Origin of the sequence: Falsihalocynthiibacter sp. S25ZX9 (assembly GCF_041205405.1) — a bacterium.
GTDB classification, from domain to species: Bacteria; Pseudomonadota; Alphaproteobacteria; order Rhodobacterales; family Rhodobacteraceae; genus Falsihalocynthiibacter; species Falsihalocynthiibacter arcticus.
The window spans coordinates 12,280-37,739 of sequence record NZ_JBGFCD010000014.1 but is presented as its reverse complement, the minus strand read 5'-3'; the positions used below and the strand labels follow the sequence as shown (position 1 = coordinate 37,739).

The window sequence follows — 25,460 nt, the reverse complement described above, 5'->3', positions numbered from 1 at the left end:
CAGTGTCTCAAAATGGTTCGTGGTTAACCTTGATTAATATTCCTTAATTTACGGTTAAGTGATGCTGTGATTTTTGCGCGGTTGGACTGCTGCGAGGCCCATCGCGAAAATTGCGGTAAAAAGAAACGCGTTTGCCTGCATTTCAAGGCTGAAATCGACCAAGGAGTGCGTGCCTGCGAGAACGAGGATGGCGAGGGCGGATGTGGCGATTGGATCGTGCAAGTTTGGCGCGCGCACCAACTTGGTGCCCCCCCAAAGGAGAGCCAGAAGAGGGAGGGAACCAAAGAAAACTCCGCCTTGAATCCAGAGCGTAAGGTATGAATTATGGGCGTACTCCCAAACCACATCCTGCGCGAGGGGCGGCGCGTGTTGAAGGGCGAAGCTTTGGGAGAAGGCGTCCAGTCCAAAGCCGGTAAATGGGCGGATTTTTATAAGCTCGAAGGATTGCGCCCAAAGTTCGCGGCGGCCTTCGGAGTCGATAAGGGAAAAAAGTGCGCGTTCGGCCAAATTTCCGGCGAAAAGTAGGATGAGCGGGAGCAAAATAACGGCATAAATGAACCAAGTTTTGGCAGGCCTCATTCGGTAAATAACGACGGACGTTCCGAGGGTCGTGGCAAAAACGCCCATGCGCGATTGGGTCGAAACGAGGGCGATGGCGGTGAGGGCGAGGCACATCCAAAGGAGGGCTGTTTCGAGGCGGATTGTGGTGGTTGTAGAGGGCAGCTTGTTGGAGCGATCTAGGATCATTGCAAGGCCAAGGCAAAGACCCATTCCGAGGAAAGTGGCGAAGGAATTCCGATTGATAAATGTACCAGTTGCTGACCCCAAATAGGCCGTTTTTTCGCCCACCAAAGTGACATCTCCCAACAGCTTGAGCGCGACCATGGACCATGCGGCATGAAGGGAAATGCCGAGGAACAGCGCCCAAGCCATACGCTTAAGAAGGGACTGCCGCGTGGCGGTTTCGAAAATAAGGAAAAACAGGACGCCATAGCCAGAGATTCGCAGGGCGCCGAGGGCGGTGGCAGCGGGGGTTAGGCTTATGTAATCACTAGGTAAATATAGCTGTAAGTCGTTGGGAAGTTTAAGGTTTAAAGGACCAAGGGGCAGGGCTTGGAGGAGGGCGTAGATAACAAAGGGTATACCAAGAGCGAAGGCCGGCCAAACGGCCCTTGATCGCAGTTTTCGGGCAGGTGTTTTGACGGAAAGCACCACCACATAGAGGAGAAGGAGAATAGCCAAAACAAAGGTCCAGGCCATCCATGGTACGGGCCGATTTGAACCCAGAGGTAAGGGGGCCAGGAGGAGGAGGATTGTGAGGGTCCATGCGAATTTTGTGTGGAGGCTTCTAGGGCTCCAACTGGCTTTGGAATTGCTCATATTGCCGCCTGAACCGCATCAAGGAAGGCGCGCTGAATGTCGGGCGGGTGCTGTTCCACGAGGAAAAGTATGCGCTCCTTTTGGTCGGGCCAATCAAGGTAAATTCGCGCCAAATATGGCTGGTTGCGATACCCGCTAAGCAGCAGGGAAATGTCGCGATCGAGAGCTAGCGCGTAGGGCGGTGTCAGGGCAGGCCCTAGGGAGAAGGCAAGTTCAACGCGATATGCAGCAAGCCAACCTTCATTTGGGGCCGTTTTTTGCGCGAGATTTAAGGCTTCATTAACCTGAACCATGTCATTTTGGACAAACATCGCGTTGGCAAGGGCAAGTCGCGCCAAGGAATCTGTTGGCGATTTTGTGAGAGTTTCGGCGGCTATCTGAGAACAGTTACGGGCGACCGCGAGGCGGTCTGCTTGGGGAAAAAACAGGGCTTCAGGCGTCTGTTGGTCCTCAATGCAAGGAATAACGAGAGCGGAACGGTATCGAATAGAGCGCGGCGAGGGAATGGGTTTCTCCGATTGGCGCAGAGATTGAAGTTGAACGAAATACGGCAATTGAATGTGATGAAGAGCGGCGAGTTCGGTGCGACCAAAGGAAAAAGAAAGAGCAGCAATGCACAGCGCGAGAAGGGCAAGAAAGATGTGAGTGACAAGCACAGATTTTGAATTCCTAGCGCAAAGCGAGTTGAAATGTACTCTTTTCGTAGGTGAAAAAATATCGAAAAACAAGCGTATAGGTTGCATTTCGGGATTGCCACACACGCGGTTTGGAGGGGCGAAAAATGAGAAAGGACCAAAAGTGTCAGTAAGTTTAGCGAAAATTATGGCCGTGACGCTGGCGGTTTTGGTCTTTGGTCTTGGGCCACGACCTTCTTTGGCACAAGGCCTAGACTTCGGCCGTGCGCAACTCATCTCCTCTTGTTCGACCTCATCAAACGGCTGCAATAGTGCAGTTGAGGTTGCGATCAAGCGGCTAAAGGCAGCGGGTCTTGCCCCCGCACGGTTTAATTCACAATTGGGCGCCGTTGCTGGGGCCATTGCTGAAGCGGCACAAAGTTCAAACCGAAAGGAATTCAGGGATCTTGACGAAGCAATGGGGAGAGTCGCCAACGCATCCTCGAATGCCGCTCAAGCGTCCGCGATCCGGCGCGGGGCAAACGAGGCTTCTAGAGGGAATTCACGGCGTGGGCACCGAGGTTGGCGCGGCAATCGTGGTCACAGGGGGCACGGGCCCATCTTTGGATCCAGTCCTAGTTAGAAACCTGTCTTAGATTTGGTAATAGTCCCGGTACCAAGCCACAAATTTCGCCACCCCATCCCGAAATTCGGTTTGAGGTTGGTATCCTGTCAGTGTTCTGAGCAAATCGGCGTTCGCCCATGTCGCAGGCACATCGCCTTTTTGCATCTCCATAAAGTTGCGTTTGGCCTTGAGACCGAGTTCGCTCTCGATTGCTTCGATGAAGTCCAAAAGGCGAATCTTGTCAGAATTTCCAATGTTTACAATTCTGTAGGGTGCGACGGGGCTTAGGCTATCCCCTTCTACGATGTCGTTTGGGGTGTCTGGGCGCACGGGTGGCGTGTCGATTAACAAGCGAATACCTTTGACCAAATCGTCTATGTAGGTGAAGTCGCGGTACATATCCCCGTTGTTATAGATATCAATCGGCGTCCCTTCGAGAATTCCTTTCGTGAACTTAAAGAGAGCCATGTCTGGGCGCCCATAGGGGCCGTAGACTGTAAAAAACCGAAACATGGTCGTCGGAAGATTCCAAAGATGCGCGTAGGAATGGCCCATGGCTTCGCCTGCTTTTTTCGTGGCGGCATAGATGGTGAGGGGTGTGTCGGCCTTCTCGGTTTCAACGAAAGGCATGGCCGTATTCGCACCGTAGGCCGAGGATGTGGATGCCATCAAAAGGTGATCTACGTTCAATTCGCGCGCACACTCCATGATGTTGAAAGTACCAACAATATTTGCATCAATATACTCCCGTGGATTCTCTAGGGAATACCTCACGCCGGCCTGCGCGGCGAGGTGAACAATAACATCGGGTTTTTCGTCCAGGCAAAAATTATGCAGGGCTTCAAAATCTTCCAGCAGCCCAATTTTGCATGAAAAGTTTGGGTTCTGATGCAGTATTTGATGACGCCGTTCTTTGAGGCGGACGTCATAGTAATCCGTCATCCCGTCATACCCAATTACGTCAAAACCTTCGCGAAGTAACAGTTTTGCCAAATGGAAACCGATAAAACCCGCAGTTCCCGTGACCAAGATTTTTTTCATTCTACATTGTCCTGTTACAGTACTGGAAGGTTTTACACTCGTCTTTAGGGCGCACGGGGTTAAAAATCTAGTAAGTTTGGGGGATTTCGGCATGTGAGGAATGAACGGGAGTTTATTGCTTTTCTTTGAGCACATAAATACAGCGCAAATTTCCGTTAATAGAGCCAGAAGGTTAGGACATTTGAAATGGGTTGTGCGTAGAATCGGCACTAGGCGTCACACTCAGAAAAGGCCACCGAATGCACATTTCTTTGCACCTGCGGCTTTTGCTCGTTTTTATAGCTTTGCTTGGGACTGTTGGTTGCAAGCCGTTGACCACTGGAAATCTTGCGCAGACATATGTCAGTGACGGACTGGCATATCGTCAACAGATCCAACTCATGAAAGATGGAACTTATCGGCATGCAGTTTTTCAATCGATGGGCAATAGTGTCAGTACGCGCGAGGGCAAGTGGCGTGTTGAACGAAACGGTGGAGATACGCGCGTCCTCCTCGAAGGGTTTAAGTCCGTCGCCACGCATAGAGATTTCGCGGTCCATCGAGTTTGGGGCGTTAAGTTTCAAGAAATGGTATTCAATACGCGCAGAGGAATTTTTGGCACACTCATTATTACATCGGCCACCGATCCGCCCGTGGAGTACTTTAGCGTAAAATAGGGGGAGCTTGCAGGGTAAAGATTGTGTTTCGCCGCGCTTTCAGGCAGTTTACGGGTTCGGAAATGTGAGCCATTTACAGTTACTATGGAGAGTGCGCGTGGAGACTGTGACACGTATTATCAGGGAGCATTCGTTGCCCCAACCCCAGCGGATTGTGGTTTTGGGCGGCTCTGGATTTTTGGGGCGTTCCTTGACCCAATCACTTGCGCAGGCTGGGCATTCGGTTATTGCCGCGTCGCGTCGCCCCCTTTTGCCAACTGTCGAAAACCTAACATGTGTAAAGGTGGACTTCGCGGATACAACTGCCCTTGAAGAGATTGTGTGCAGCGCCGACACCGTGATTCAATTGGTAAACGGTATCAACCCAAGTACGGGGAATACCCAGTTAATTCAAGATATTGAGCAGGAAGTTCAGCCGCAAATTCGGCTTCTGGAACTCTGTGTCGCGAGTAAAGTGAAGCGTGTGATTTTCGCTTCGTCCGGAGGTGCAATCTATGGGAACGCTTCTGAATCCCCAACCAGTGAACGCGCCATTGCCATGCCAAGAAATTCCTACGGGATAGTTAAGTTGATGATCGAAAAATATATGGAGTTGTTCCGCATAGAGCATGGGATGGATTTCGTTACTTTAAGATTGTCCAATCCGTACGGGCCGGGACAAAATTTCCGTGCAAGCCAAGGTTTTTTGGTGCCGTCGCTGTTGGCTAAGATCCAGAATGGCGAAGCGATTACGGTGTTTGGCGACGGCAACGATAGTCGGGACTATGTCTATATTGACGATGTAGTCCGGGCATTTTTAAGCGCGGTTAATCTTGAAGGTTCCGTCGGACATTTGATCAATATCGGTGGGGGCGCACATCATACGGTCAACGAACTTATCGAAGTGATCGAAGGCTTGCTCGGACGCCCCGTTGCTCGAAATCACGTTTCACGTCGAGGGTCTGACATTCCGCGAAGTTTTTTGGATATAGCCCAAGCCAAGACCTGCCTTGCTTGGCAGCCTCGAGTTAGTTTGCGAGAAGGGTTGAAACAGACCATAGAGAGCATGTCTCTGGTTTAAACACCGCTCCCGTTGCTATTTAACGACACTCCATTTGAATCTTTCCGCTCAGCGCGAAACGCCAGTTTCGCGGCGTGATTGCCTCGTAAGGCGCCAAATACACCTATATTTTGCCTCAAATTGGCCCAGATTTAAATTAAAACTGTATCAAAATAACACGTTCGAGCGCGTGAAAAAAACGACCCCGTCAGTGACGTAAATACGTGGCTGGAAAATTTTGAGTACAGGCAAACCAATGACAATTAACGCATATGGTGCGTTGCGCACCGATACAACAATGACCGCCGATATGGCAACCTATGCCACCCAAGGCGCGACTTTTGTCATCAATGCCTACAGCCAGATCACGATGACCGATGGTGCTAACCCCGCGATCATTAGTGGCGACAACGTAACAAACGAAACCCCAAATGACGCCACCCAGACCTACAACGGTAAAGCGATTGCTTGGGACTACACCATTCTAGTTAATGATGGTGTGAATACTTATGAAATTGGCGTTGTCGACTATGACATCAATGGCAACGGGAGTTTCCAATACCCCGGTGCGGAGCAGGGCTATTTCCTGATGTTTTTGGACGGCCAAGTGCCGCCGTTGAGCACGCCCCTCACTATTGGAGCCATCGTTGATAACGGCCCTTCAATTGATGTTGACACGGTTGTGCCCTGTTTTGTGCTCGGAACTTTGATCGGTACGCCGAACGGGCAACGGACGATTGAAAAACTGTGTGTTGGTGACGAAGTTCTGACGAGCGATCACGGTGCACAGCGTATTCGCTGGATTGGGTCTTATGAGCTTGGACCCGAGGAATTAGCCCAAAAAACCAAGCTAAGGCCCATCAAGATCATGGCCGGCGCGCTTGGACTCGGGCTTCCTGAAAGCGATTTGCGTGTGTCACCACAGCATAGGATGCTGGTGCGCTCGCCCATTGCTGCGCGGATGTTTGATGCGGCAGAAGTCTTGGTGCCCGCCCACAAACTCGTGGACCTGCCGGGAGTTTTTGTCGACAATGAGGTGCAGAGGGTTACCTATTTCCATATCCTCTTTGATCAGCATGAAATCATTTTTGCACAGGGCGCTCCTGCAGAAAGCCTGTTGCTTGGGCGTGAGGCTCTCAAGGGGGTTGGTGTCGCGGCTCGCGAAGAGTTATTTGAAATATTCCCTCAATTTTTGACCTCTAGTTTTGCACCTGTTCCAGCACGGCACATTGCCAAAAAGGGTAAAGTTATCGCCAATATGTTGCGCCGCCACATAGTTAATAACAAACCACTCATCGCCGTTCAGTAGCACCTAGAAGGTGTCTGCGCCACGCGACCTACAGTATCCTTGACCTCGCAACCGCTTCCATGTACCTCACGTAAACACGTTTGTTTTCTGGAAGAATGATGATTATTTCCGACATTTCAAAGCCATGTTTGCTGTCTTTGCCGAATTTCTCGGATGCCAGAGGACAGCTTGGCGTTGTAGAGTCTGGTGCGCTCCCTTTTGAAATTAAACGGTTCTATTATTTGTTTGATGTGCCGCTTGGTGCGCAACGGGGCGAGCATGGTCATAAGCAACTTCAGCAGGTCATGATTTGCCTGCACGGTAGTTGCACTGTGACCTTGAATGATTCAAAAAGCACCACTGAATACAAACTTACGTCGCCAGATGTCGGTCTATATGTGGCCCGAGGATTGTGGCGTAGCCTGAGTTTTGATGCTCCGGGAACTGTGGTGGGCGTCCTTGCTTCGCGTCCCTTCGAGACCGACGATTATCTTTATACCTTTGAGGATTTTTTGGCGTGGAAGCAGCTGCAAAATCCCGTTAAATAGTGGATGCCATGAAGTACCCTTTTCTTGATGTTGGCTTTGGCTATCGTTCTTTGCAAAACGAAATTGATGCGGCTTACCAGTCTGTGATGGACTCTGGTTATTATGTCGGGGGCGGTCCCGTTTCCAAATTTGAGGCCGAATTTGCGGAATACTGCGGTGCTAAATATTGCGTTGGTATGGCGAGTGGTTTGGATGCCATCGGGTTTCCGTTGCGCGCCTATGGGATTGGACCGGGGGACGAAGTGATCGTGCCGGCTAACACGTTTATTGCGACTTGGCTGGCGGTTGCACAAGTTGGTGCGACGCCTGTTCCGGTGGATGCCGACCCGATCACGATGAATATGGACCTTTCATTGGTGCCTGCGGTCATCACGGAGCGCACGCGTGCGATCATGCCTGTGCATCTGTATGGCCAACCCGTTCCTTATAAAGGATTACGGGATCTGGCCGAAAAATATGACCTAAAAATCATCGAGGATTCCGCGCAGTCTCATGGGGCGTTTGACGGAAATCGTCGCACTGGTCAAATCGGGGATGTGGCAGGTTTTAGCTTCTACCCCGGCAAAAACCTCGGGGCATTTGGCGATGCAGGGGCGGTTGTTTCCGATGACGAAGACCTTATTGATCGCATTCGCGAGATGGGGAATTACGGCTCAAAGGTGAAATATCAGCACGATACGGTTGGCTATAATTCGCGCCTCGATACGCTTCAGGCGGCCATGCTTTCGGTGAAATTGCGCAAGTTGGATGAGTGGAATGCACGCCGTTCTCAAATTGCCGATATCTATACCACGACCCTTGCCGCGACACCCGGCCTCACATTGCCCGGCGTTGCCGATGGCGTCGGGTCGGTGTGGCATCTCTATGTCGTGCGTCACGAAAATCGCGCCGGATTGCAAGAGGCGCTGGCAAAAGTTGGTGTGCCTTCGGCAATGCATTACCCAACTGCAAATCATCACAGCGGCGCGTTTAAAGCGGAGTTTGGGGCAATGTCTTTCCCCATTACCGAAGAGATTTGTCGGACATGCTTGAGTCTACCGATCGGGCCACATCTGTCTCTTGAACAGGCACAAGAAATTGCGACAATCGTCGACAATACTGCGCGTACTCTGCCGTAAACAAGCTTTGGGATACTAAATGGACCTCCGATCACCTGATTCTCAAGATTTTGATCTAAAAATGCAGGGCGAGGGGTCTGAAGCCGCGCAAAATCTACCTCGTAAGCTGAATTTGCTTTTGTTGGGCGCAATGGATGCGGTCGTGGATCCAGCGAGCCGTGCGCAAGTGTTTTTGTCAAAAATCGATACGGCCTGCGGCGAATTTGCGGCGCAACTGCGTGATGAATATACGGTCGCGCCCAAACGCGTAAGTTTTGACAAACAGACAAACGTTTATCTTGTCACCGAGGTTTATCAAACGGGCGGTCACCGAACGCTTCTAAGGCAACTCATTGCGGCGCGTCCACGTGAGCGGCATATCGTTTTGTTCACGGGTACATTTGAGAATAAACGTGACTTTGGTTTGCAAGAGGTTGTCGAGGCGGGTGGTTTCCCGATCTATCCCGACAAGACGCTTGGGCTTTTTGATCGCTTGTTGTGGCTGCGTGACAAACTGGCTTCCTTTACCGCGCGCCGCCTGTTTACGCTGCACCATCCAGAGGATGTACTCGCGGCAATCGCTTTGTGCGATTTTGATCGACCAAACACCTATGTCGTCCATCACGCGGATACCACCGCGAGTGCGGGTGTTGATCTGGCAGCGGCAAAGCACCTCGCCATCCGACCTGAGCAGCAGAAACGTATTCAGGAAATGCGGCCGGATCGCGAGGTCTATTCCTTTCCGCTGGCGTTTAATCCTGAGCACATAAAACTGCGTAATAAAACGGCGCGCGCGCGGCTTGTTTCCAAAAGCAAAGGCATCGCGCGGGTTCTCCTTCGGCGGCCACGCGTGTTTCCCCGTGCTGGCGCATTCATGACGGCTACCTGCGGCGGGAGCCATAAGTTTAATCTTGACGGCCCGTTAGGTCTTCCCGAAACCATTGTGCGCATATTGCGCGCGACGGGCGGTCAGCACGTCCACATCGGACCCGTCACTGACGCGCTAAAAACCTGTCTTAAGCAGGCTCTCCTCGCGGCACAAATTCCCCCTGAGAACCTGTCGATTGTTGGCGAAGTTCCCTCCGTCGCCCAAGAGCTGATTGCAAATACCGTCGATCTTTTTATCTCGTCATTCCCCGTTGGCGGGGGTTTGACCATTGTCGAGGCGGCCTACCTTGGAATACCTGTTGCGATCTATGGCGGTGGTTCCGATGAAGTTTCCCACTACCTTTCTGGTGCGACCCATGCCCCCTCCGACACACTAGATTGGATAACCGCGCAAGAGTTGGAAGACAAACTTCGGGCGCTGATGTCTGATACGCCAGATGTTGTCAGTAGCGTCGCCAGTGATGCGCCAAAGTATATTGCAAGATCAAATCTTGGCAAACCAACAAAAGCACGGTTGGGCCGTATGGCGGTATCATCGCGCCAGTGGTTTGTCTCAAACGGGTCGCCCGAAAAATTTAGCCGCCGTCTCAATGCGATCATCGGACTGTGCGAAGGGCGCCACCGTGCCCCGCTCAACGTGCCGCGTGACCAAATTATTGCGATGCTTTTTGATCCGGAATACTACCTTAGGCGCTATCCGGATATTGCCACCGCGGGAGTTGACCCCCTGCAGCATTTCTTGTCGAACGGCGAAAATGAGTTGCGCAGCCCAAACCCCCTTTTCGACGCCAATTACTATTTGTCCAACCTGACGGTTCAGGAGCGAAAATCCGCAGCGGCGGCTCCCTTGATGCATTATGTTTTGCGCGGTGAAGCGCAGGGATATTTCCCCCATCCGCTTTTTGACCCCGCCTTTTGCAAAGTCTCAATCGAGGAAACAGGGGCGGGTGATCCCGTCAAGGGAAACATTCTCGCGCAGTATTTGCAGCGCAGCGACCAAATTGCGCCGCATATGTTTTTTGACCCGCGTTATTATGTGCGGCAAATGCGACTACCGGTTAAAGGTCAACCCCTCTTGGCACATTTCCTTGAAAGTGGCATTCAAAAAGGAACCTGCCCGCATCCGTTGCTGCATCCCGCGTGGCTTTCGCATGATCCCGAAGTACGCCCAGGCGCGCTCCTACAGTTTCTGACACATCAGGAGATGGGGCGCGATCAAGCCAAAGTGTCAGGCCTTTTTGAGCCTGCGTATTTCTGTAAGGATCAGGACTTGGCGCGCTATATTCTGGCCGCGCCAAACTCGCTTTGGGCGCATCTCATCGAAGGTAATCAAATCGGTCGTGATCCGCATCTTTTGATTTCGGTTGAGCATGTTGTACGGTCTAGACCAGACACATTGAGGACGCAGGAAACAATTGTTCAACTGGTCGCCACGAATAAACTGAGCACTGATACCCATCCGTTGGTTCAAAGAAGCCATATCCTGACCCAAGCGCCTTATGCGGCTAATATTCACGGGAGCATCCTTGAGTTTTTCCTCACGAATGGTGCATCTTTTGCGATTGATCCGCACCCGAATTTCTCGACACAATACTATCTTACGCAATACCCTGATGTCCACGAGCCAGGGGGTAATCCGCTTGAGCATTATTTGAGTTTTGGCCAATTTGAGGGGCGACTCCCGCACCCGATGTTTGAAGGGAATGCCGAGTTTGAAACCGCACAGGCGGATAGTTCCCAAGCGTCGCCGCTCCTTTGGCTTTTATCCCAGGGGACTCCGCATTTTCACTCGGCCCCACATGGCAGTCTGGGAATTCCAACCTTGGGCCGTGAAGCGGCAATTCGTTTCTTTAGGCTTGGGCAAGACAAAGAATCCGCCTCTTTGCTCTATTCATCGCTTCATCACGCCTCAGGTGGCGTTCATCCCACCCTCATTACCGAGGTTGTGCCCTTTAGTGTTGATCCCACAGACGCATCTGAGACGATTGAAATCTACCCTCAGGAAGCTGTCACCCTCCCGCGGCCATCAGTTGCATCCCATACCCATATTGCGCCCTCCAATGGCCAATATCTCGCACCCGCAGCGACAGCTTCGATATATTCGCACGCTACCTTGGTTGCGGGTAACGACGGTTTCTTAACGGATTTTGGTACGTGGGTTGATCACGGTCTTTTAAATTTCGATGTCGAAAAGATGTGTGTGAAGGAGTCCGGAGCCGTCGTGGCTGTGGAGCAGAACAGGATTCTCCTGCGCCGGTATTCGTCAGAAATGATTGTTGAAGACGGGATTTTTGCCTCAGGAACCTACAGCCACAATTATTTCCATTTTATCCTAGAAGTTATTCCACGTGTCATGTTGGCATGTGATATCGCGCCCGCGCATGTGCCGATCCTAACGGATGCCGAAATGCCGTTTCAGCATTATCAAGCGCTGCGGTATTTCTTTCCAAATCGAGAAGTCGTTCGCCTGTCGCGGCATGTCTCTGTGAGCGTCAATAAGCTTTATGTCGGCAGCATGGCAAATATTGTTTCAGACTACTTTAACGAGGGTGAGTCTAGATTCGACACAGTCCGTTATCACCCCAAGATTATCCAGCGGCTCGCTAAGTTTGGGCTCTCTGAGGGATGCCTTGTGGGCGCAAAGCGCCTTTTTCTGGACAACGGAAGTGATGATCAGCGGGTCGCGAACTTTCCGAAAGTCAGGGAGGCGCTTAACCAGCAAGGTTTCGAAAATCATACCTGTGTCGACTTGCAATTCTCCGAACTGTTGCGCCTGTTTGCTCAGGCAGGTGATATCGTTGGCCAGAGCGACGCGCATTTGGCCAACATGCTGTTTGCGCCAAAAGGGGCGCGTGTGTTTGCGCTGCTTTCAAATACACCCGGGACGAATTACTATTATTGGAGCGCGCTCGGTGAATGTCTTGGTTCGCACGTTGTCAATATTGCTGGCCCACGGATCAAAAGTTCCGCAATACGCGGTGTTCAAGGTTTTCAAAGCGTTTACGAAGACTTTTTCGTTCCGGTGCCCCTTGTGACTCCATTTTTCTCTAAAAATACAGCGGAAAAGAGACTTGAGGGCCCCCAGATGTCGGCAATAGATTTGCTCGACGACCTTTTGGAGGCAAATAGCAACGCGGGTGTGCTCACGAGTTCATGGGGCCTTATCTCGAAGCCAACTCCGGAGGGTTTCAGCGACCGGTTGGTCGCAATGCGTCGCCAATTGTTGGACCGTCTTCAGAACGCCTCCCCTGACGAGGTTCAAGATTTATTGAAACACAGATTTTTCACAGATTATTGGGCGAATATCTGGTCGGGTTTCATTGCGTTGCAAGAGCATAATGCAGATGAGCTTGCGGCTATTGAAGACATAAAAGCCTACTTTTCAAAAGCGTCAAAGCAAGTTGCTGGCGATTTGGCCCAGGAGCCTGAGGTCAACGAAGAATTTGCGCGGATGCTTGCACTCGCGATGGTCCTTGTCCCAACTTGGAAGTTGCCTCTGGTTTCTGATTTGAGATGCCTAGAGCCTTCTGTGCAAGATCTATACCTTATGTGGCTGACGGCGCTTACTTATCCGTATCTTGAGGGGGAAGACGCAATTTACGTCGCTTTTGCCACTCGACTGCTGGATTGGCTCGCAGTTCATCTTGATGAAAGCCGGCCAATCAAGCAGCGCGAAAAGATCGCCGAGGTCGCGTCGCGCCTCGATTTAGGGCAAATGTTCCTCATCGATCTGCCCTTCGGTGACGTGCTGTTAGCCCGCAACAGATTGTTGGAGCATCTCGCAGTAGTCAGCGATACACCACCTCGATCAACAGTGCGCCCGATGGATATGTCGCAGGGGCGCATGCGGATAGGCGTTCTATGTCGTACCTTTGTTAAAGGCCCCGACAGTGAGGCTGTTGTCGCATTTTTCAAAAGCTTTGATCGCACTAAGTTTGAGGTTTTCGCTTACTCGATGAATTTTACAGACCGCGTCGTTGCGTCGGACAATAAATTCGACGAATTGTTTGACACCGTAATTGATCACCGCCGAGAGTTTTCAAGTAATGCACATGGGATGCGGGAACGGCTGCTTGCCGACGATCTGGATGTTTTCCTCTATGCGAATGCAACTACTTTTGGTGTAGGCGAACCAGAACTCGCGCTCTTTCATCGCATTGCACCGCTGCAAATGACGTTGAATTCACATGTTCCTATTGCGCCCGGTTTTGCCTCTTTTGACTATTGCCTGACGGGCCTAAGCGATGATCCCAAGTTCGATATTTCAGATGCCGCTCATCCCGAGCGCATTTTGCGGGTGGAGGGGCCGGTCATCAATTACATTAACTCCCTGACCCCGAAGGCCACCAAGGCAATTACACGTGAGACACTTGGCCTTGCCGACGATGACGTCGTTATGATCAACGCTGGGGCCTGTCAAAAAAATCGTAGAGAATTTCTGTTGACGATGTTGCGTGCTTTGGTGCGGGTTCCCAAAGGCAAGTTGCTTTTGGCGCCGTATAACCCCGGATGGGCGGGCCGTAGCCAAGCGTTTGCGTTCAATATTCAAGTTGCGGAGGCGGCCAAGGAGGTCGGCGTCTCCCTTGATCGGATCATAATCCTGAGCGAAATGAGCGTTGCCGAAGCTGAAACCGTTTTGTCCTTGTCTGATATATATTTGTCGTCCTTTCCGCATGGGGGAGCGACGATGACGCATCTTTCTTTGATCTACGGAGTTCCGCCGGTCGTTTTGCGTCGTAGATCCACGCGCTCGATCGACCAATTCCTCGTTGGATCCCTTGGGTTTGAGAAATTGCTTGCCAATACGCCAGATGAATATGTGGAACTGGTTGGAAAGTTGGCGGACGACACCGCAGGGCGTCGGAAGCTTGGAGCCGACATCAAAGCGGCTGCGAAGCATCCGGTATTTGTGGCGAGCGAGGCCTTCTCAAAGTCGATGGAAAAGACAGTCCTCAATTGTTTGGCGGAAATAGAAAAGCGAAGTATTCAAATCGACACGGGTGAGGTCTAGCCGCCACTTTCGAGTTCCTCTCCGCGATCTGCCTCGCAATTTGCCCTAAACACGCGCCTCATCGGTGCGTCGCGTCGCGCCAAGTGTGGGCGCGCCACCCGAGCTCTTCCTAGAAAACGCTGAACCCTCTTACGCGAACCATGCGCCCGAAGCACGGCGCGCGGCAAAGCATGGATTCTTATGTAGTATTCGCCAACTTTTGGCACCGTCAAATCCTATTGCAAGGTTGACAGTGAATTTATTAATGTATACCTAAAAATATACAATGAGGAAAACGTCAGGGAGGACGTAATGAAAAACACATTTATTAAATTCGCAACCGCAACCGCAATGTTGGCTGCCATGGGGGCCGCTGCAACCGCACAAACTGTCTTGAAGTTTAGTCACACAGACAACCCAGGTGGGTCGCGTCAAGCTGCAGCAGAAGTTTTTGCCGAGAAAGTCGCGGAGTATACGGAAGGCCGCTATGAAGTGCGGATTTTCCCTTCAGGCCAACTCGCAAACGACCCAAAAGCGATTGAGCAACTTCAGCTTGGCGGGATCGACTTTACGGTTTCGGCGACGGGGTCCTATGCGTCCCATCTTCCATCCCTCAACTTGACGGCTATGCCGTTTCTCGTGGATTCCTACGAGCAGGGCTGGGAACTTTATGACAACTCCGAGTGGCTAAACGGCGAGTTCGCGAAACTGCCCGAAAAAGGGTTCCGCGTCCTTTCAACATGGGAAGCGGGTTTTCGCAGCTTCACAACCAAAGAACCGTTGAATTCACCTGCCGACGCCGTTGGCGAAAAAATGCGTGTTTTCCCCAACGATATGATCCGTTGGACCATGGAAGCGATTGGGTTTCAAACCGTTGTGATGCCAATCACAGACGTATATCTCGCGATCCAACAGGGTACAGTGAGCGGCCAAGAAAACCCAGTGGATACAATTAAATCCCTGCGTTTCTATGAGGTTGCGCCAAACATCACGTTGACTCGTCACGTGTACAGCCCGCTTCCTTTGACGATTGCTGAAAAAACTTGGCAGTCCTTTTCTGAAGCTGACCAAGCTGCTGTGATGAAGGCAGCCGTTGAATCCGCGGCCTTTAGCCGCGACTTGGTGAAAAACTCGGTTGATAGTCAGTTGGCCGAAATGGTTGAAGCCGGAGCGACGGTCGCTGTTCCTGTGATCGGGCCCTTCCGCGACGCGGTTGCGTCAGTTTACGGCAAAGCGCGCGACGTTTATGGCGCCGAAGAAGTTGATAAGATCTTGGCCGATGCGGAAGCAATCCGCATTGCACTTCCAGCCAACTAAGTCACACAAATAATGTGACAGAGTCGGGGTCTAAGGGCCCCGACTTTTCTCTAAAGGAGGGGTCATGGATTACAGGTCAAAATATCCAGCGGGTTTGCGCCTACTGAGCAAATCAATTGACGGTGTACTTTTTTTGGGTGGAACGGCAATCGTTTCGCTCGTTTTTGTTAACGCGTTTCTGCGCGGGGCTGCTGGATTTGATTTGGCATGGTCCCTTGAAATCACCGCGTTTCTTCTGCTTTGGACGACGTTCCTTGGATGCGCCGCAGCAATCGCACGGGGCGCACATATGCGGGTCACCGAAATTGTTGATAACCTTTTCTCGCTGGTAATGCGTCGCCGCCTCGTTCTTTTCATCGACCTTGTCGTTGCCGCCCTATTGATCAGTTTGATCTACACGGGCTTCTCGATTTCGAGCCATACGTGGGCGCAAAAAACCACGGTCCTCTACTGGCCCGTTGGCCTTTTGTACGCGTCGATGCCGGTGGGAATGGCCTGCACGCTCTTGTTCCACTCTTTTAATATCGCAATTGACATGCGTACTCCGCCAACTGACCCGGATTTGTCATCGAACACCGAGGCCCAAATATGATTCTTCTTTTTGTCGTAGCCGTCTTTCTTGTGACGGTGTTCATGGGGGTTCCGCTTGTTTGGGCGATCCTTTTGACGGCGGTCCTTCCGATCCTTGTTTTCGACTTGGGCTATCCACTTCAAGCGCTCTATCTGAACTTTATCGGCGGTGTTGAACCCAACCACTTCTTGGCGATTCCGTTGTTTATCGTTGCAGGCGAATTGATGAGCCGTGGCGGCGTTGGCCTTCGGATTATCGGTTTTGCGCGGGCGGCTTTTGGCTTCATGCCGGGCGGTTTAGGCATGGTTGTTGTCGGGGCGTCGATGATTTTCGGCGGTATCTCCGGATCAGCGATTGCCGACAGTGCGGCCATTGGCTCCGTCATGATTAAAAACATGGCCAAGGAAGGTTATGACAAGGCGTTTGCAGCGGGCCTCGTGGCCGCAGCAGGCACAATTGGCATCATCATTCCGCCCTCCATTCCGATGCTCATCTATGGCTTTGTTGGCAACGTTTCGGTCGCCGATCTGTTCCTCGCGGGCATGGTCCCCGGTTTGATTTTCGGGCTCGCGTTTATGGGAGTGTGCTTTTACGTCGGGAAATCCACGGGCTGTGATCCGGGGGGGCGCAAAACGTCGCGCAAGGAATTGTGGAGCTCGTTTGTCGGCACGGCACCCGCGTTGTTTATGCCCGTTTTGATCCTTGGCGGGATCTTCACCGGTTGGGTAACCCCCACTGAGGCTGCGGCTTTGGCGGTGGTCTACGGGCTTATCGTAACGATCTTTGTGTATCGCGATTTCCACATTCGCGACCTTCCAAGCCTAATGATTGATGCCTTTGTCACCAGTGCGGTTGTGATGGTTGTGATTGGCGCAACAACTGTTCTTGGATGGCTCATTACGCTTGAACAAATGCCACAAATTCTGGTGGCCTTCGTGCAAGAAGTGTCAACCGGACCTTGGATGTTTTTGCTGATGGTTAACATTGTTTTGTTGATCCTTGGGTTGGTCCTCGACCCTGTACCAGCGATCCTCTTGACTGCGCCCTTGTTTCTTCCAACGGCACAGGCATTTGGCGTCGATCCCGTTCACTTGGGCGTAATTATGACCTGCAATGTTGCGGTTGGCCTGTTCACACCACCTGTTGGGGCCACGCTCTATGTGGCGTCGCGGATCTCTGGTGTGGGCGTACTTTCGATCGCACGGAAAATGGCGCCGATCTATTTGGCGGCCATCACGGCTCTTATGATCGTGACATATTTCCCAGCGGTCTCAATGACAGCCGTTCACTTGTTCCGCTAAGGGATAGGCGACGACTGACTGAGAGAAGGGGTGGGCCGCACAATCGGGCCATGATTGGTCCGCCCCTTTTTGTTTTTAACGAGTAATTGATTACTTGGATTCTTGCATTTCCATGACTTCAATCCCGGCCTCATTGGTGAAGGTCAACGTGGCGTCGCTGAGCGTGTATCCCGTGACCTGAAGGAGCGCTTCGGTAATGTCCCCTTGGAACCTCATATAGGGGTCTTCGCAGGCCATCATGGTCGTTGGCATGTTGGTGGGAAACGTGATCGTGCCCTCGCCGATTTCGGCCTCCCCTCCCAGATTATTGCAGGTGGTTTGGATGGCAAACGCACCGTTTTGCGCAAACTCTACCATCGGTACGCGATCTGCGACGATCACATTGCCGCCAATACTCGTCACAACCCAACTTGTATCTTCAAGGTCCGCGCGCGGGGCCGGCATCCTTTGAACCACAATATCCACTTCGGATGGAGCGTCGCGCGTAATCACCAAATACGCGGATGTGGAGCGAAACAACACCTCGTCCATATGCTCAATTTCCGCATCCACGGAATAGGTAAATCGAGGGTCGATCATGTTGTTGTCATAATCCAACCTGAACGGCTGTGGCACTCCGTTCAACGCGTAGACCTTGGTCGAGAGTTCCATAGATGGCGCATCGGCGCGGGACACATCAAGCAGGCGCACGGTGAGCGTCGCCTCGGGCGGCAGGGCAATGCGCTCAAGGTAGGCAACGGTGCCCGATACCGTTCCTGCAGTTGCGGCGAACGTGCTTAGTGCAACCGTCGCGCATGCGAGGCTTAGCGTCTTGAGGGGGTAATCCATCCGAAAATCCTTTTCTGTGTTTTCATGCCTAAAGATGGGCGTTAAAATTCAAATATCCAGCTTGCCGACGGTATATTCGCAATGTGGTTCACATTAAATGAGACGGATGGAACGACGCGCCTTTTTGCTGAATTTTGGTTTATGCTTTTTGCCTTATGAAATGGGAATAGCTCGGCGCGTCTGGCAATAAACTGCCTTCAGCATCAAATTCTGTGTCCGCATTAAACGCGATTTTTGGCAGGCTTTCAAATTGAGCAATGGTCTGTGCGTGGCCCTCAAGCTCGGACGTTAAACGTGCTTTCAACGCCACTTCATTTGCACCTTCGTGATAGCCGTGAATGCCATGTAAAACCCGAGGCTCAAGGACGTCAAACCCGATATAGCGCAGCGTATAGGCCAAGGGCCACAACAACATTCGGACGTCGCCTTCCTTGCCGTTGAAGGCGCTTTCGGCGGAATTCGCCCCCGTGGTGGCGCAGAAAAGGACGGTTTTCCCTCGGAATATGCCGTTGTCAAAACGTTGGTCGATGGTGTGAAGCGCCCCTTGTACAAAAACCCGATCACACCACCCCTTCAGAATGGCAGGCGGCGCAAACCACCAAATCGGGAAGTGAAAAATGATCCGATCCGCCGCACGGATTTTCGCAATTTCCTGCGCAACATCCTCTGGCAAAGAGTTCGTGTCCGCGGCGGCCTCTTGGGCCTTTAGAACGTCAAAAAAACCGGCCTGTCGGGCGCTGGCATAATTGTCGGCTTTCTCGCTGGGATCGAAGTTCAACGCATAGAGGTCGGACCACATAACCTCGTGCCCCTCGGCCTGTGATGCTTGCGCACTGGCCTGTGCCCAGCTGCTGTTGAAGGACTGTTTTTCTGGATGGGCAAGTACAATCAGGGTGCAGGGCATGAAAGCGGTCCTAGTGTCATCAAAGGCGAATTGAGAGGTTCATTTGGCGGTCGTATAGGTAAGCGTATGGAATCTAAATTTTGCGCGTCCCTGCTTGTCTGACGACTTCGGCGATTTGGGCGAGTTGATCGGACAATGGGTTGGTTTTACGCCAAACCATGCCGATGGTCCGCGAAGGGCGGGGCGCGGCTAGACGGAACACCGTAACCGCTGCGGAGCTTGTCTCGATTGGAACAGCCATTTCGGGAATCAGGGTCACGCCGATGCCCGCCCCAACCATCTGGACCAATGTCGACAGGGAACTCCCCTCCATGAGGTCACGCGGCATGGTCGACGACATCTTGCAAAAGGAAATGGCCTGATCGCGAAAACAATGGCCTTCTTCAAGCAAAAGCAGCCGCATTTCGCGTAACATTGCAGAGTTTGGAACCGGTAAATCGGCGTCTTTTAGGGGCCGCATCAAAACGAATTCTTCCTCAAAGAGGGTCTCCTCATGCAAGGACGGTTCGGAAATCGGGAGGGCGACGATGGCAGCATCCATGCGGCCTCCGACCAGATCCTCAATCAGTTTTTGGGTTACCGCTTCGCGAGGGCGCAGGTCCAATCCGGGGTACTGACGGAAAAGTTCTTTGATGACATCGGCCAAAAGATACGGCGCGACGGTTGGGATGACTCCGATCCGAAGCCGTCCAATGAGTGGGGTTTGTGACGCCCGCGCCATATCTTCAAGCTCGTCAACTGACCGTAGAATATCGCCCGCACGTTTTGCAAATTCCTCGCCAAAACTGGTTAGGCGAATTTGCCGCGCGCCGCGTTCGACCAGCGGAGTGCCGATCAATTGCTCCAGTTCTTTGATCTGAACGGAGAGGGCAGGCTGGGAAATGGCGCAGGACTCAGCTGCGTGCCCAAAGTGGCCAAATCGCGCGAGGGCATCGAAATAACGCAGATGTTTCATAGAGAGTCGACTCATTAGAAAATACTATCATTGGGTTTAGAAAATGCAATTTGTATTATGGTTCTGGTCTGCTAGCTTTAGATGGAATGGATAGTTTCAGGGCGAGTTCTTCGAGCTACTCGCCTTGTCACGTAATTCAAGTAACGCGGCTTCTGACGGAGGAAAACATGGACGGTAATGATAAAGATACGGTCGGCAAGTGCCCTGTGATGCACGGCGGAAATACGGCTTCGGATAAGTCGGTTATGGCGTGGTGGCCCAATGCGCTGAACCTCGGCATTTTGCACCAGCATGATTCCAAAACCAACCCGATGGGTGCGGATTTTGAGTACCGTGAAGCCGTAAAAAGCCTTGATGTAGAGGCGTTGAAAAATGACGTTCATGCCCTGATGACGGACAGCCAAGAGTGGTGGCCTGCCGACTGGGGGCATTATGGTGGCCTGATGATCCGCATGGCTTGGCATTCGGCGGGAACGTACCGCCTTGCCGACGGTCGCGGGGGCGGTGGAACGGGCAATCAACGTTTCGCACCGTTGAATTCTTGGCCCGATAACGTCAGCCTCGATAAGTCACGTCGCTTGTTGTGGCCGATCAAAAAGAAATACGGCAATAAATTAAGCTGGGCTGACCTGATGATCCTTGCAGGCACAATTGGCTATGAATCCATGGGGTTGAAGTCGTTTGGATTTTCCTTTGGGCGCGAAGATATTTGGCAGCCTGAGATCGACACTTACTGGGGTTCGGAAAACGAATGGTTGGCCGCGAGTGACAACCGTTATGAAAACCTAGAAGACCCTTCCACGATGGAAAACCCGCTTGCCGCCGTGCAGATGGGCTTGATCTATGTGAATCCCGAAGGCGTGAACGGCACCCCCGATCCGCTCAAAACCGCGCTACATATCCGCGAAACCTTTGCTCGCATGGCCATGAATGACGAAGAAACCGTGGCCCTTACGGCGGGTGGTCACACGGTGGGCAAGACCCACGGTAATGGCGACGCAAGCCTCTTGGGCGACGCGCCGGAAGGGGCTGGCATTGAAGAGCAGGGCATGGGTTGGAAAAATCCGGTAGGCAAAGGCGTGGGCCGCGAAACGGTCTCGAGCGGAATTGAAGGGGCGTGGACGACAAACCCAACCAAGTGGGATAACGGCTATTTCGAGATGCTTTTCGGGTATGAATGGGAGCTAAAGAAAAGCCCTGCAGGCGCGTGGCAATGGGAGCCAATCAACATCAAAGAAGAGCATATGCCTGTTGATGTCGAAGACCCGACGATCCGCTGTATGCCCATCATGACCGACGCCGACATGGCGATGAAAATGGACCCGACCTATCGCGCAATCTCAGAGAAATTTGCCAAGGATCCCGCGTATTTTTCCGAAACTTTCGCACGCGCTTGGTTCAAGCTCACCCACCGCGATATGGGCCCCAAAACCCGTTACCTCGGTCCCGACGTCCCACAAGAAGAGTTGATCTGGCAGGACCCAGTTCCCACAGGGCAAACGGACTATGATGTTGAGGCAGTTAAGGGCCGTATCGCAGCGAGCGGTTTGACCCTGAGCGAAATGGTCTCGACAGCATGGGACAGCGCGCGGACCTATCGCGGCTCGGACATGCGCGGCGGTGCAAATGGTGCGCGCATTCGCCTCGCACCTCAAAAAGATTGGGAGAGCAATGAGCCTGTGCGTTTGGCGAAAGTGCTGGGTGTGCTTGAAGGCATTGCTGCAGAAAGCGGTGCAAGTCTTGCGGATGTCATTGTCCTCGCAGGGAATGTCGGCGTCGAGCAAGCGGCTAATTCTGCGGGATATCCGGTGTCGGTTCCTTTCGCTTCAGGGCGTGGAGATGCCACGGACGAGATGACCGATGCCGAGTCTTTTGATGTTTTGGAACCGCTGGCCGATGGCTATCGCAACTGGCTCAAGAAAGACTACATTGTTAGCCCAGAAGAATTGATGTTGGATCGCACGCAACTCATGGGCTTAACGGCCAATGAAATGACGGTCTTGGTTGGTGGCATGCGGGCTATGGGCACCAACTATGGCGGTTCAAAACACGGTGTGTTCACGGATCGCGCTGGTGCCCTTACGACGGATTTCTTCGTAAATCTGACGGATATGGCCAATTCGTGGCATCCGGTGGACGGAGGCACCTATGAGGTTCGCGACCGAACTTCGGGCAAAGTGAAGTGGACCGCGACACGCATGGACCTCGTGTTTGGCTCCAATTCCATCCTGCGCTCCTACGCTGAAGTCTATGCGCAGGATGATAATTCCGAGAAGTTTGTGATGGATTTTGTCGCAGCTTGGGTGAAGGTTATGAATGCGGATCGCTTTGATATAGCTTAATAAAACGGCATCCTTGGGCGGGTATTGCGCTCGAGGATGCCCCTTCATTGCACTTAGTCTAGCGTTTGGCGATACCGTTTGAGCGCAATCGCGACGATCACCAACATGATAATGCTGATGTTCGTGAGATCACCCAGAATATCGCTAATGTCGGCCCCTTTGAGCATGACCTTGCGCACGAGACGCAAGAAATGCGTCGCGGGGATCGCATTGCCAATCATCTGCGCCCACACGGGCATGGCGGCAAAAGGGAACATGAATCCCGAGAGAAGGATCGTTGGCAATAGCGTGAAGAACGAGATTTGCATGGCCTGCATTTGGCTGCGCGCGACCGTCGAGATCAGGAAGCCAAGCGCAAGATTGACGACGATATAGAGGTTAAACCCCACAAAAAAGGCGAAGGGCGATCCGATGAAAGGCACGCCAAATAACACCTGCGACGCGATCAAGAAAACCACGGTCTGAACATATCCAACCAAGACATACGGGAGGATTTTTCCGAGCATCACTTCGAGGGGCCGCACAGGAGTCGCAATCAGCGTTTCCATGGTGCCCTTCTCGGTTTCGCGAACAATCGCGACCGCCGTGATCATCACCATCGTCAGCGATAATATGACCCCCAAAAGACCGGGGACAATATTGATTGAGGTGTTGCCCTCGGGGTTATATTGCCGATGAACCACAACGCTAATTGGCGGTTGGGCTCCGGCGGCATAGCGCAGGGGGCCAGTCAGCGTCTGCGCCATCGCGATGTCAATAATACCCCCCATCGCCGACGCCCCACCCCCGACCGCAGCGGGATCAGAGGCGTCGGCGGACAGGAGTATTTCGGGGGAAAATCCACGTAAAATATCTCGCTCAAAGTTGGGGGGCACCACCACCAAGAAATTCGCCGATCCGTCGCGCAGCGCCTTGTCGCCTTCTTCGCGGCTGGTCACGATGCCCTGAAAATCAAAATAAGTGGACGATTTCATGCCCATAAGGATCGCCCGCGTCACTGGCCCTTCGTCCGACATTTCAACGAGCGTTGGAAGGTTATGAGGATCGGAGTTGATCGCGTAGCCAAAGATAAGGAGTTGCATGATCGGAACGCCGATCATCATCACAAAGGTGATTTTGTCGCGCCGCATCTGGACGAATTCCTTTGCCAGAACAGCCCATAACCGCGCAGGTGAGAACGACCATTTCATGGTTTGGCCCCACTGAAATTGTCGTCAACGCCGGTCATCAGATAGATGAAAGCTTCTTCCAGCTCGGCCTCTTTTTGAACCCAGGTGTATATATTTTCGGTGTTGTATCGCGCCGCGAGTGCTTTGAGTTTTGCCTCATCTGTCCCCGACACATGCAAAACGGCGCCAAAGCGGGCGACCTGACCAACATCGGCATCCTGCCGGAGTAAGGCTTCAAGGTCCGAAATTTCAGGGCCCGTGACGCGCCACGTATAGAGGCCGATCATGCGCGGAATGTCATGCGCGGGCCCTGCGATAAGTTTTTTCCCATAGGCGATGTAGGCGATGAAATCGCATTGCACCGCTTCGTCCATGTAGTGGGTTGAAACGAGAACGGTCACGCCTGCTGCCGACAGGGAGCGTATTTCATCCCAAAAATCGCGCCGCGCTTTTGGGTCGACACCGGCCGTGGGTTCATCGAGCAACAATAGGGTGGGTTTGTGGATCAAACATGCCGCCAGCGCCAAACGTTGCTTCCACCCGCCCGACAACGTGCCCGCCAATTGGTTTGCACGGTCAGCGAGGCCTAAGTCGCTCAATGCCTCTTGTACACATTTCTTGCGGTTCTTAATCCGGTACATTCGCGCCATAAAATCGAGGTTTTCACGGATCGTCAGGTCCTCGTAAAGCGAGAACCTTTGGGTCATATATCCCACGTTTTCTTTGATGCTGCCTTGTTGCGACAGGATATCAAACCCAAGGCAGGTACCCGCGCCCTCATCCGGCGTGAGCAACCCGCACATCATACGGATTGTCGTGGTTTTGCCCGAACCATTGGGGCCAAGAAAGCCGTAAATAGCCCCCTTGGGTACCTCCATATCAAAGCTGTCCACCACCCTTCGCCCGCCGAAAACCTTGGTCAGGCCTGTAACGGATATGGCAAATGGTTGGGTCAATCGCGTGGCCTTAACGTGAGGGGTTGTCCGGGCAAAACATCACCCGCATTCTCCAGTATAGCTTCGGCCCGAAACACCAGCCGCGACCGCTCCTCGCGACTGTAAATGATGGGAGGCGTGTATTGCGGCGTCGCGGCAAGGCGCGTCAGATGCGCGGTGATTTCGTCAGGGCAACCACTGCAGGCGACATCAAAAATTTCGCCTAACGACACACTGGCGCGCTCGCCTTCAGGGATGAAAAACAAAGCCTTCAAGCTTGCCGGAGGGAGGATCGAGACGACCGGAGCACCTGCCAAAGCAACTTCGCCCTGCTCGTAAAACACCTTGTCAACACGCCCACCAATCGGAGCTGTGACGGTGGTGTCATTCAGGGCGGATCGGGCGCCTTCAAGTTGGGCGAGGGCGGCGTCATGGGTGGCTTCGGCGGCTATCCTTTGGGAAACCCGCGCAGGCAATTCGGCGACGTGTAGTTGTGCTTCAAACTGGGCGACACGTGCGTTGGCCCCTTGTAACAAAGCCGTATCGGTATCGACGCGGGCTTGCGAAACGGACCCCGTCTGGGACAAGCGTTGGGTGCGCTCCAATGTCGATTGGGCAAGGCGTTGATCCACCTTGGCGGAATCAAGCGAGGCGTGGATCACGGCGATCTCTTCGTCACGGCTTCCTGTCGCTAGATTTTCCAGATTTGCTTGCGCGACAGCAACTTGGGCCTGCGCCGCATGTAAGGCCGCGGTCTGGTGGCTGTCGTCGATTTGAAACAGCGTCTCAAGCGCAGAAATGGACTCGCCTTCTCGCGTGCGCATATTCACAATCCGACCCGCGACAGCAGACGCAACATAGACGTAATCACCCTCAGCATAGCCGTTATATTCCAAAACAACGGGCTCCCCAAAACTTGGAAAAATGGCGTTGATGATGACGATCAGCCAATTCGGAAGGGAGTTCATCTCG

The 25,460-nt window shown here is 52.7% G+C and carries 19 protein-coding genes; 10 read left to right on the top strand and 9 right to left on the bottom strand.

What is annotated here, in order from left to right; all coding sequences use genetic code 11:
• Positions 1–54 precede the first annotated feature (54 nt).
• The 3 genes from AB9F29_RS15510 to AB9F29_RS15500 all read right to left on the bottom strand — a co-directional run bounded on the left by AB9F29_RS15510 (position 55) and on the right by AB9F29_RS15500 (position 3,660).
• Complete coding sequence (locus AB9F29_RS15510) at positions 55–1,242, bottom strand: O-antigen ligase family protein (protein WP_369756346.1); 1,188 nt, start codon at positions 1,240–1,242, stop codon at positions 55–57.
• A gap of 134 nt (positions 1,243–1,376) precedes the next feature.
• Complete coding sequence (locus AB9F29_RS15505; protein WP_369756345.1) at positions 1,377–2,036, bottom strand: hypothetical protein; 660 nt, start codon at positions 2,034–2,036, stop codon at positions 1,377–1,379.
• A gap of 610 nt (positions 2,037–2,646) precedes the next feature.
• Positions 2,647–3,660, bottom strand: a complete 1,014-nt coding sequence (locus AB9F29_RS15500; protein WP_369756344.1) for an NAD-dependent epimerase/dehydratase family protein — start codon at positions 3,658–3,660, stop codon at positions 2,647–2,649.
• 239 nt (positions 3,661–3,899) lie between these two features.
• Here AB9F29_RS15500 and AB9F29_RS15495 point away from each other — a divergent pair, with 239 nt between their 5' ends.
• The 9 genes from AB9F29_RS15495 (at position 3,900) to AB9F29_RS15455 (ending at position 17,355) form a co-directional block, all read left to right on the top strand.
• Positions 3,900–4,316 carry a hypothetical protein gene (locus AB9F29_RS15495; RefSeq protein ID WP_369756343.1) on the top strand — a complete coding sequence of 139 codons (417 nt, stop codon included), beginning with the start codon at positions 3,900–3,902 and terminating at the stop codon, positions 4,314–4,316.
• Between the two features lie 133 nt (positions 4,317–4,449).
• A complete protein-coding gene (locus tag AB9F29_RS15490; protein ID WP_369756342.1) occupies positions 4,450–5,376 on the top strand; it encodes an NAD-dependent epimerase/dehydratase family protein in 927 nt (308 codons plus the stop codon).
• A 235-nt stretch (positions 5,377–5,611) separates the two neighbouring features.
• Complete coding sequence (locus AB9F29_RS15485; protein WP_369756341.1) at positions 5,612–6,664, top strand: Hint domain-containing protein; 1,053 nt, start codon at positions 5,612–5,614, stop codon at positions 6,662–6,664.
• Positions 6,665–6,759: 95 nt separating this feature from the next.
• Positions 6,760–7,191, top strand: a complete 432-nt coding sequence (locus tag AB9F29_RS15480; RefSeq protein ID WP_369756340.1) for an FdtA/QdtA family cupin domain-containing protein — start codon at positions 6,760–6,762, stop codon at positions 7,189–7,191.
• Between the two features lie 8 nt (positions 7,192–7,199).
• Complete coding sequence (locus AB9F29_RS15475) at positions 7,200–8,309, top strand: DegT/DnrJ/EryC1/StrS family aminotransferase (RefSeq protein ID WP_335585049.1); 1,110 nt, start codon at positions 7,200–7,202, stop codon at positions 8,307–8,309.
• A gap of 19 nt (positions 8,310–8,328) precedes the next feature.
• On the top strand, positions 8,329–14,187 hold the full coding sequence (locus tag AB9F29_RS15470) for a glycosyltransferase 61 family protein (RefSeq protein ID WP_369756339.1): 5,859 nt from the start codon (positions 8,329–8,331) through the stop codon (positions 14,185–14,187).
• Between the two features lie 291 nt (positions 14,188–14,478).
• Positions 14,479–15,483 carry a TRAP transporter substrate-binding protein gene (locus AB9F29_RS15465; RefSeq protein WP_369756338.1) on the top strand — a complete coding sequence of 335 codons (1,005 nt, stop codon included), beginning with the start codon at positions 14,479–14,481 and terminating at the stop codon, positions 15,481–15,483.
• Positions 15,484–15,547: 64 nt separating this feature from the next.
• Positions 15,548–16,075 (top strand): TRAP transporter small permease, encoded by a 528-nt coding sequence (locus AB9F29_RS15460; protein ID WP_335585052.1) that lies wholly within the window; start codon positions 15,548–15,550, stop codon positions 16,073–16,075.
• Positions 16,072–17,355 (top strand): TRAP transporter large permease, encoded by a 1,284-nt coding sequence (locus AB9F29_RS15455; RefSeq protein ID WP_335585053.1) that lies wholly within the window; start codon positions 16,072–16,074, stop codon positions 17,353–17,355. The genes AB9F29_RS15460 and AB9F29_RS15455 overlap by 4 nt, the downstream gene beginning before the upstream one ends.
• Before the next feature lie 90 nt (positions 17,356–17,445).
• On the opposite strand, the gene AB9F29_RS15450 is transcribed toward AB9F29_RS15455, so the two are convergent.
• From AB9F29_RS15450 to AB9F29_RS15440, 3 genes are all read right to left on the bottom strand, one after another.
• Positions 17,446–18,183, bottom strand: coding sequence for a YbaY family lipoprotein (locus AB9F29_RS15450; RefSeq protein WP_369756337.1), 738 nt, complete (start codon positions 18,181–18,183; stop codon positions 17,446–17,448).
• Between the two features lie 139 nt (positions 18,184–18,322).
• On the bottom strand, positions 18,323–19,087 hold the full coding sequence (locus AB9F29_RS15445) for an NAD(P)H-dependent oxidoreductase (RefSeq protein ID WP_369756336.1): 765 nt from the start codon (positions 19,085–19,087) through the stop codon (positions 18,323–18,325).
• A 73-nt stretch (positions 19,088–19,160) separates the two neighbouring features.
• The gene (locus AB9F29_RS15440) at positions 19,161–20,057 is read right to left on the bottom strand and encodes a hydrogen peroxide-inducible genes activator (protein ID WP_369756335.1); all 897 of its coding nucleotides are present in this window, start codon (positions 20,055–20,057) and stop codon (positions 19,161–19,163) included.
• Between the two features lie 152 nt (positions 20,058–20,209).
• Here AB9F29_RS15440 and katG point away from each other — a divergent pair, with 152 nt between their 5' ends.
• Positions 20,210–22,384 (top strand): catalase/peroxidase HPI, encoded by a 2,175-nt coding sequence (gene katG, locus AB9F29_RS15435; RefSeq protein WP_369756334.1) that lies wholly within the window; start codon positions 20,210–20,212, stop codon positions 22,382–22,384.
• A gap of 53 nt (positions 22,385–22,437) precedes the next feature.
• On the opposite strand, the gene AB9F29_RS15430 is transcribed toward katG, so the two are convergent.
• From AB9F29_RS15430 to AB9F29_RS15420, 3 genes are read right to left on the bottom strand one after another with little or no spacing between them, the layout of a single operon-like run.
• The gene (locus tag AB9F29_RS15430) at positions 22,438–23,574 is read right to left on the bottom strand and encodes an ABC transporter permease (protein WP_369756333.1); all 1,137 of its coding nucleotides are present in this window, start codon (positions 23,572–23,574) and stop codon (positions 22,438–22,440) included.
• On the bottom strand, positions 23,571–24,509 hold the full coding sequence (locus tag AB9F29_RS15425) for an ABC transporter ATP-binding protein (RefSeq protein ID WP_335585058.1): 939 nt from the start codon (positions 24,507–24,509) through the stop codon (positions 23,571–23,573). The genes AB9F29_RS15430 and AB9F29_RS15425 overlap by 4 nt, the downstream gene beginning before the upstream one ends.
• Complete coding sequence (locus AB9F29_RS15420) at positions 24,506–25,456, bottom strand: HlyD family secretion protein (protein ID WP_369756332.1); 951 nt, start codon at positions 25,454–25,456, stop codon at positions 24,506–24,508. Before AB9F29_RS15420 ends, AB9F29_RS15425 begins: the two co-directional genes overlap by 4 nt.
• Positions 25,457–25,460: the final 4 nt, after the last annotated feature.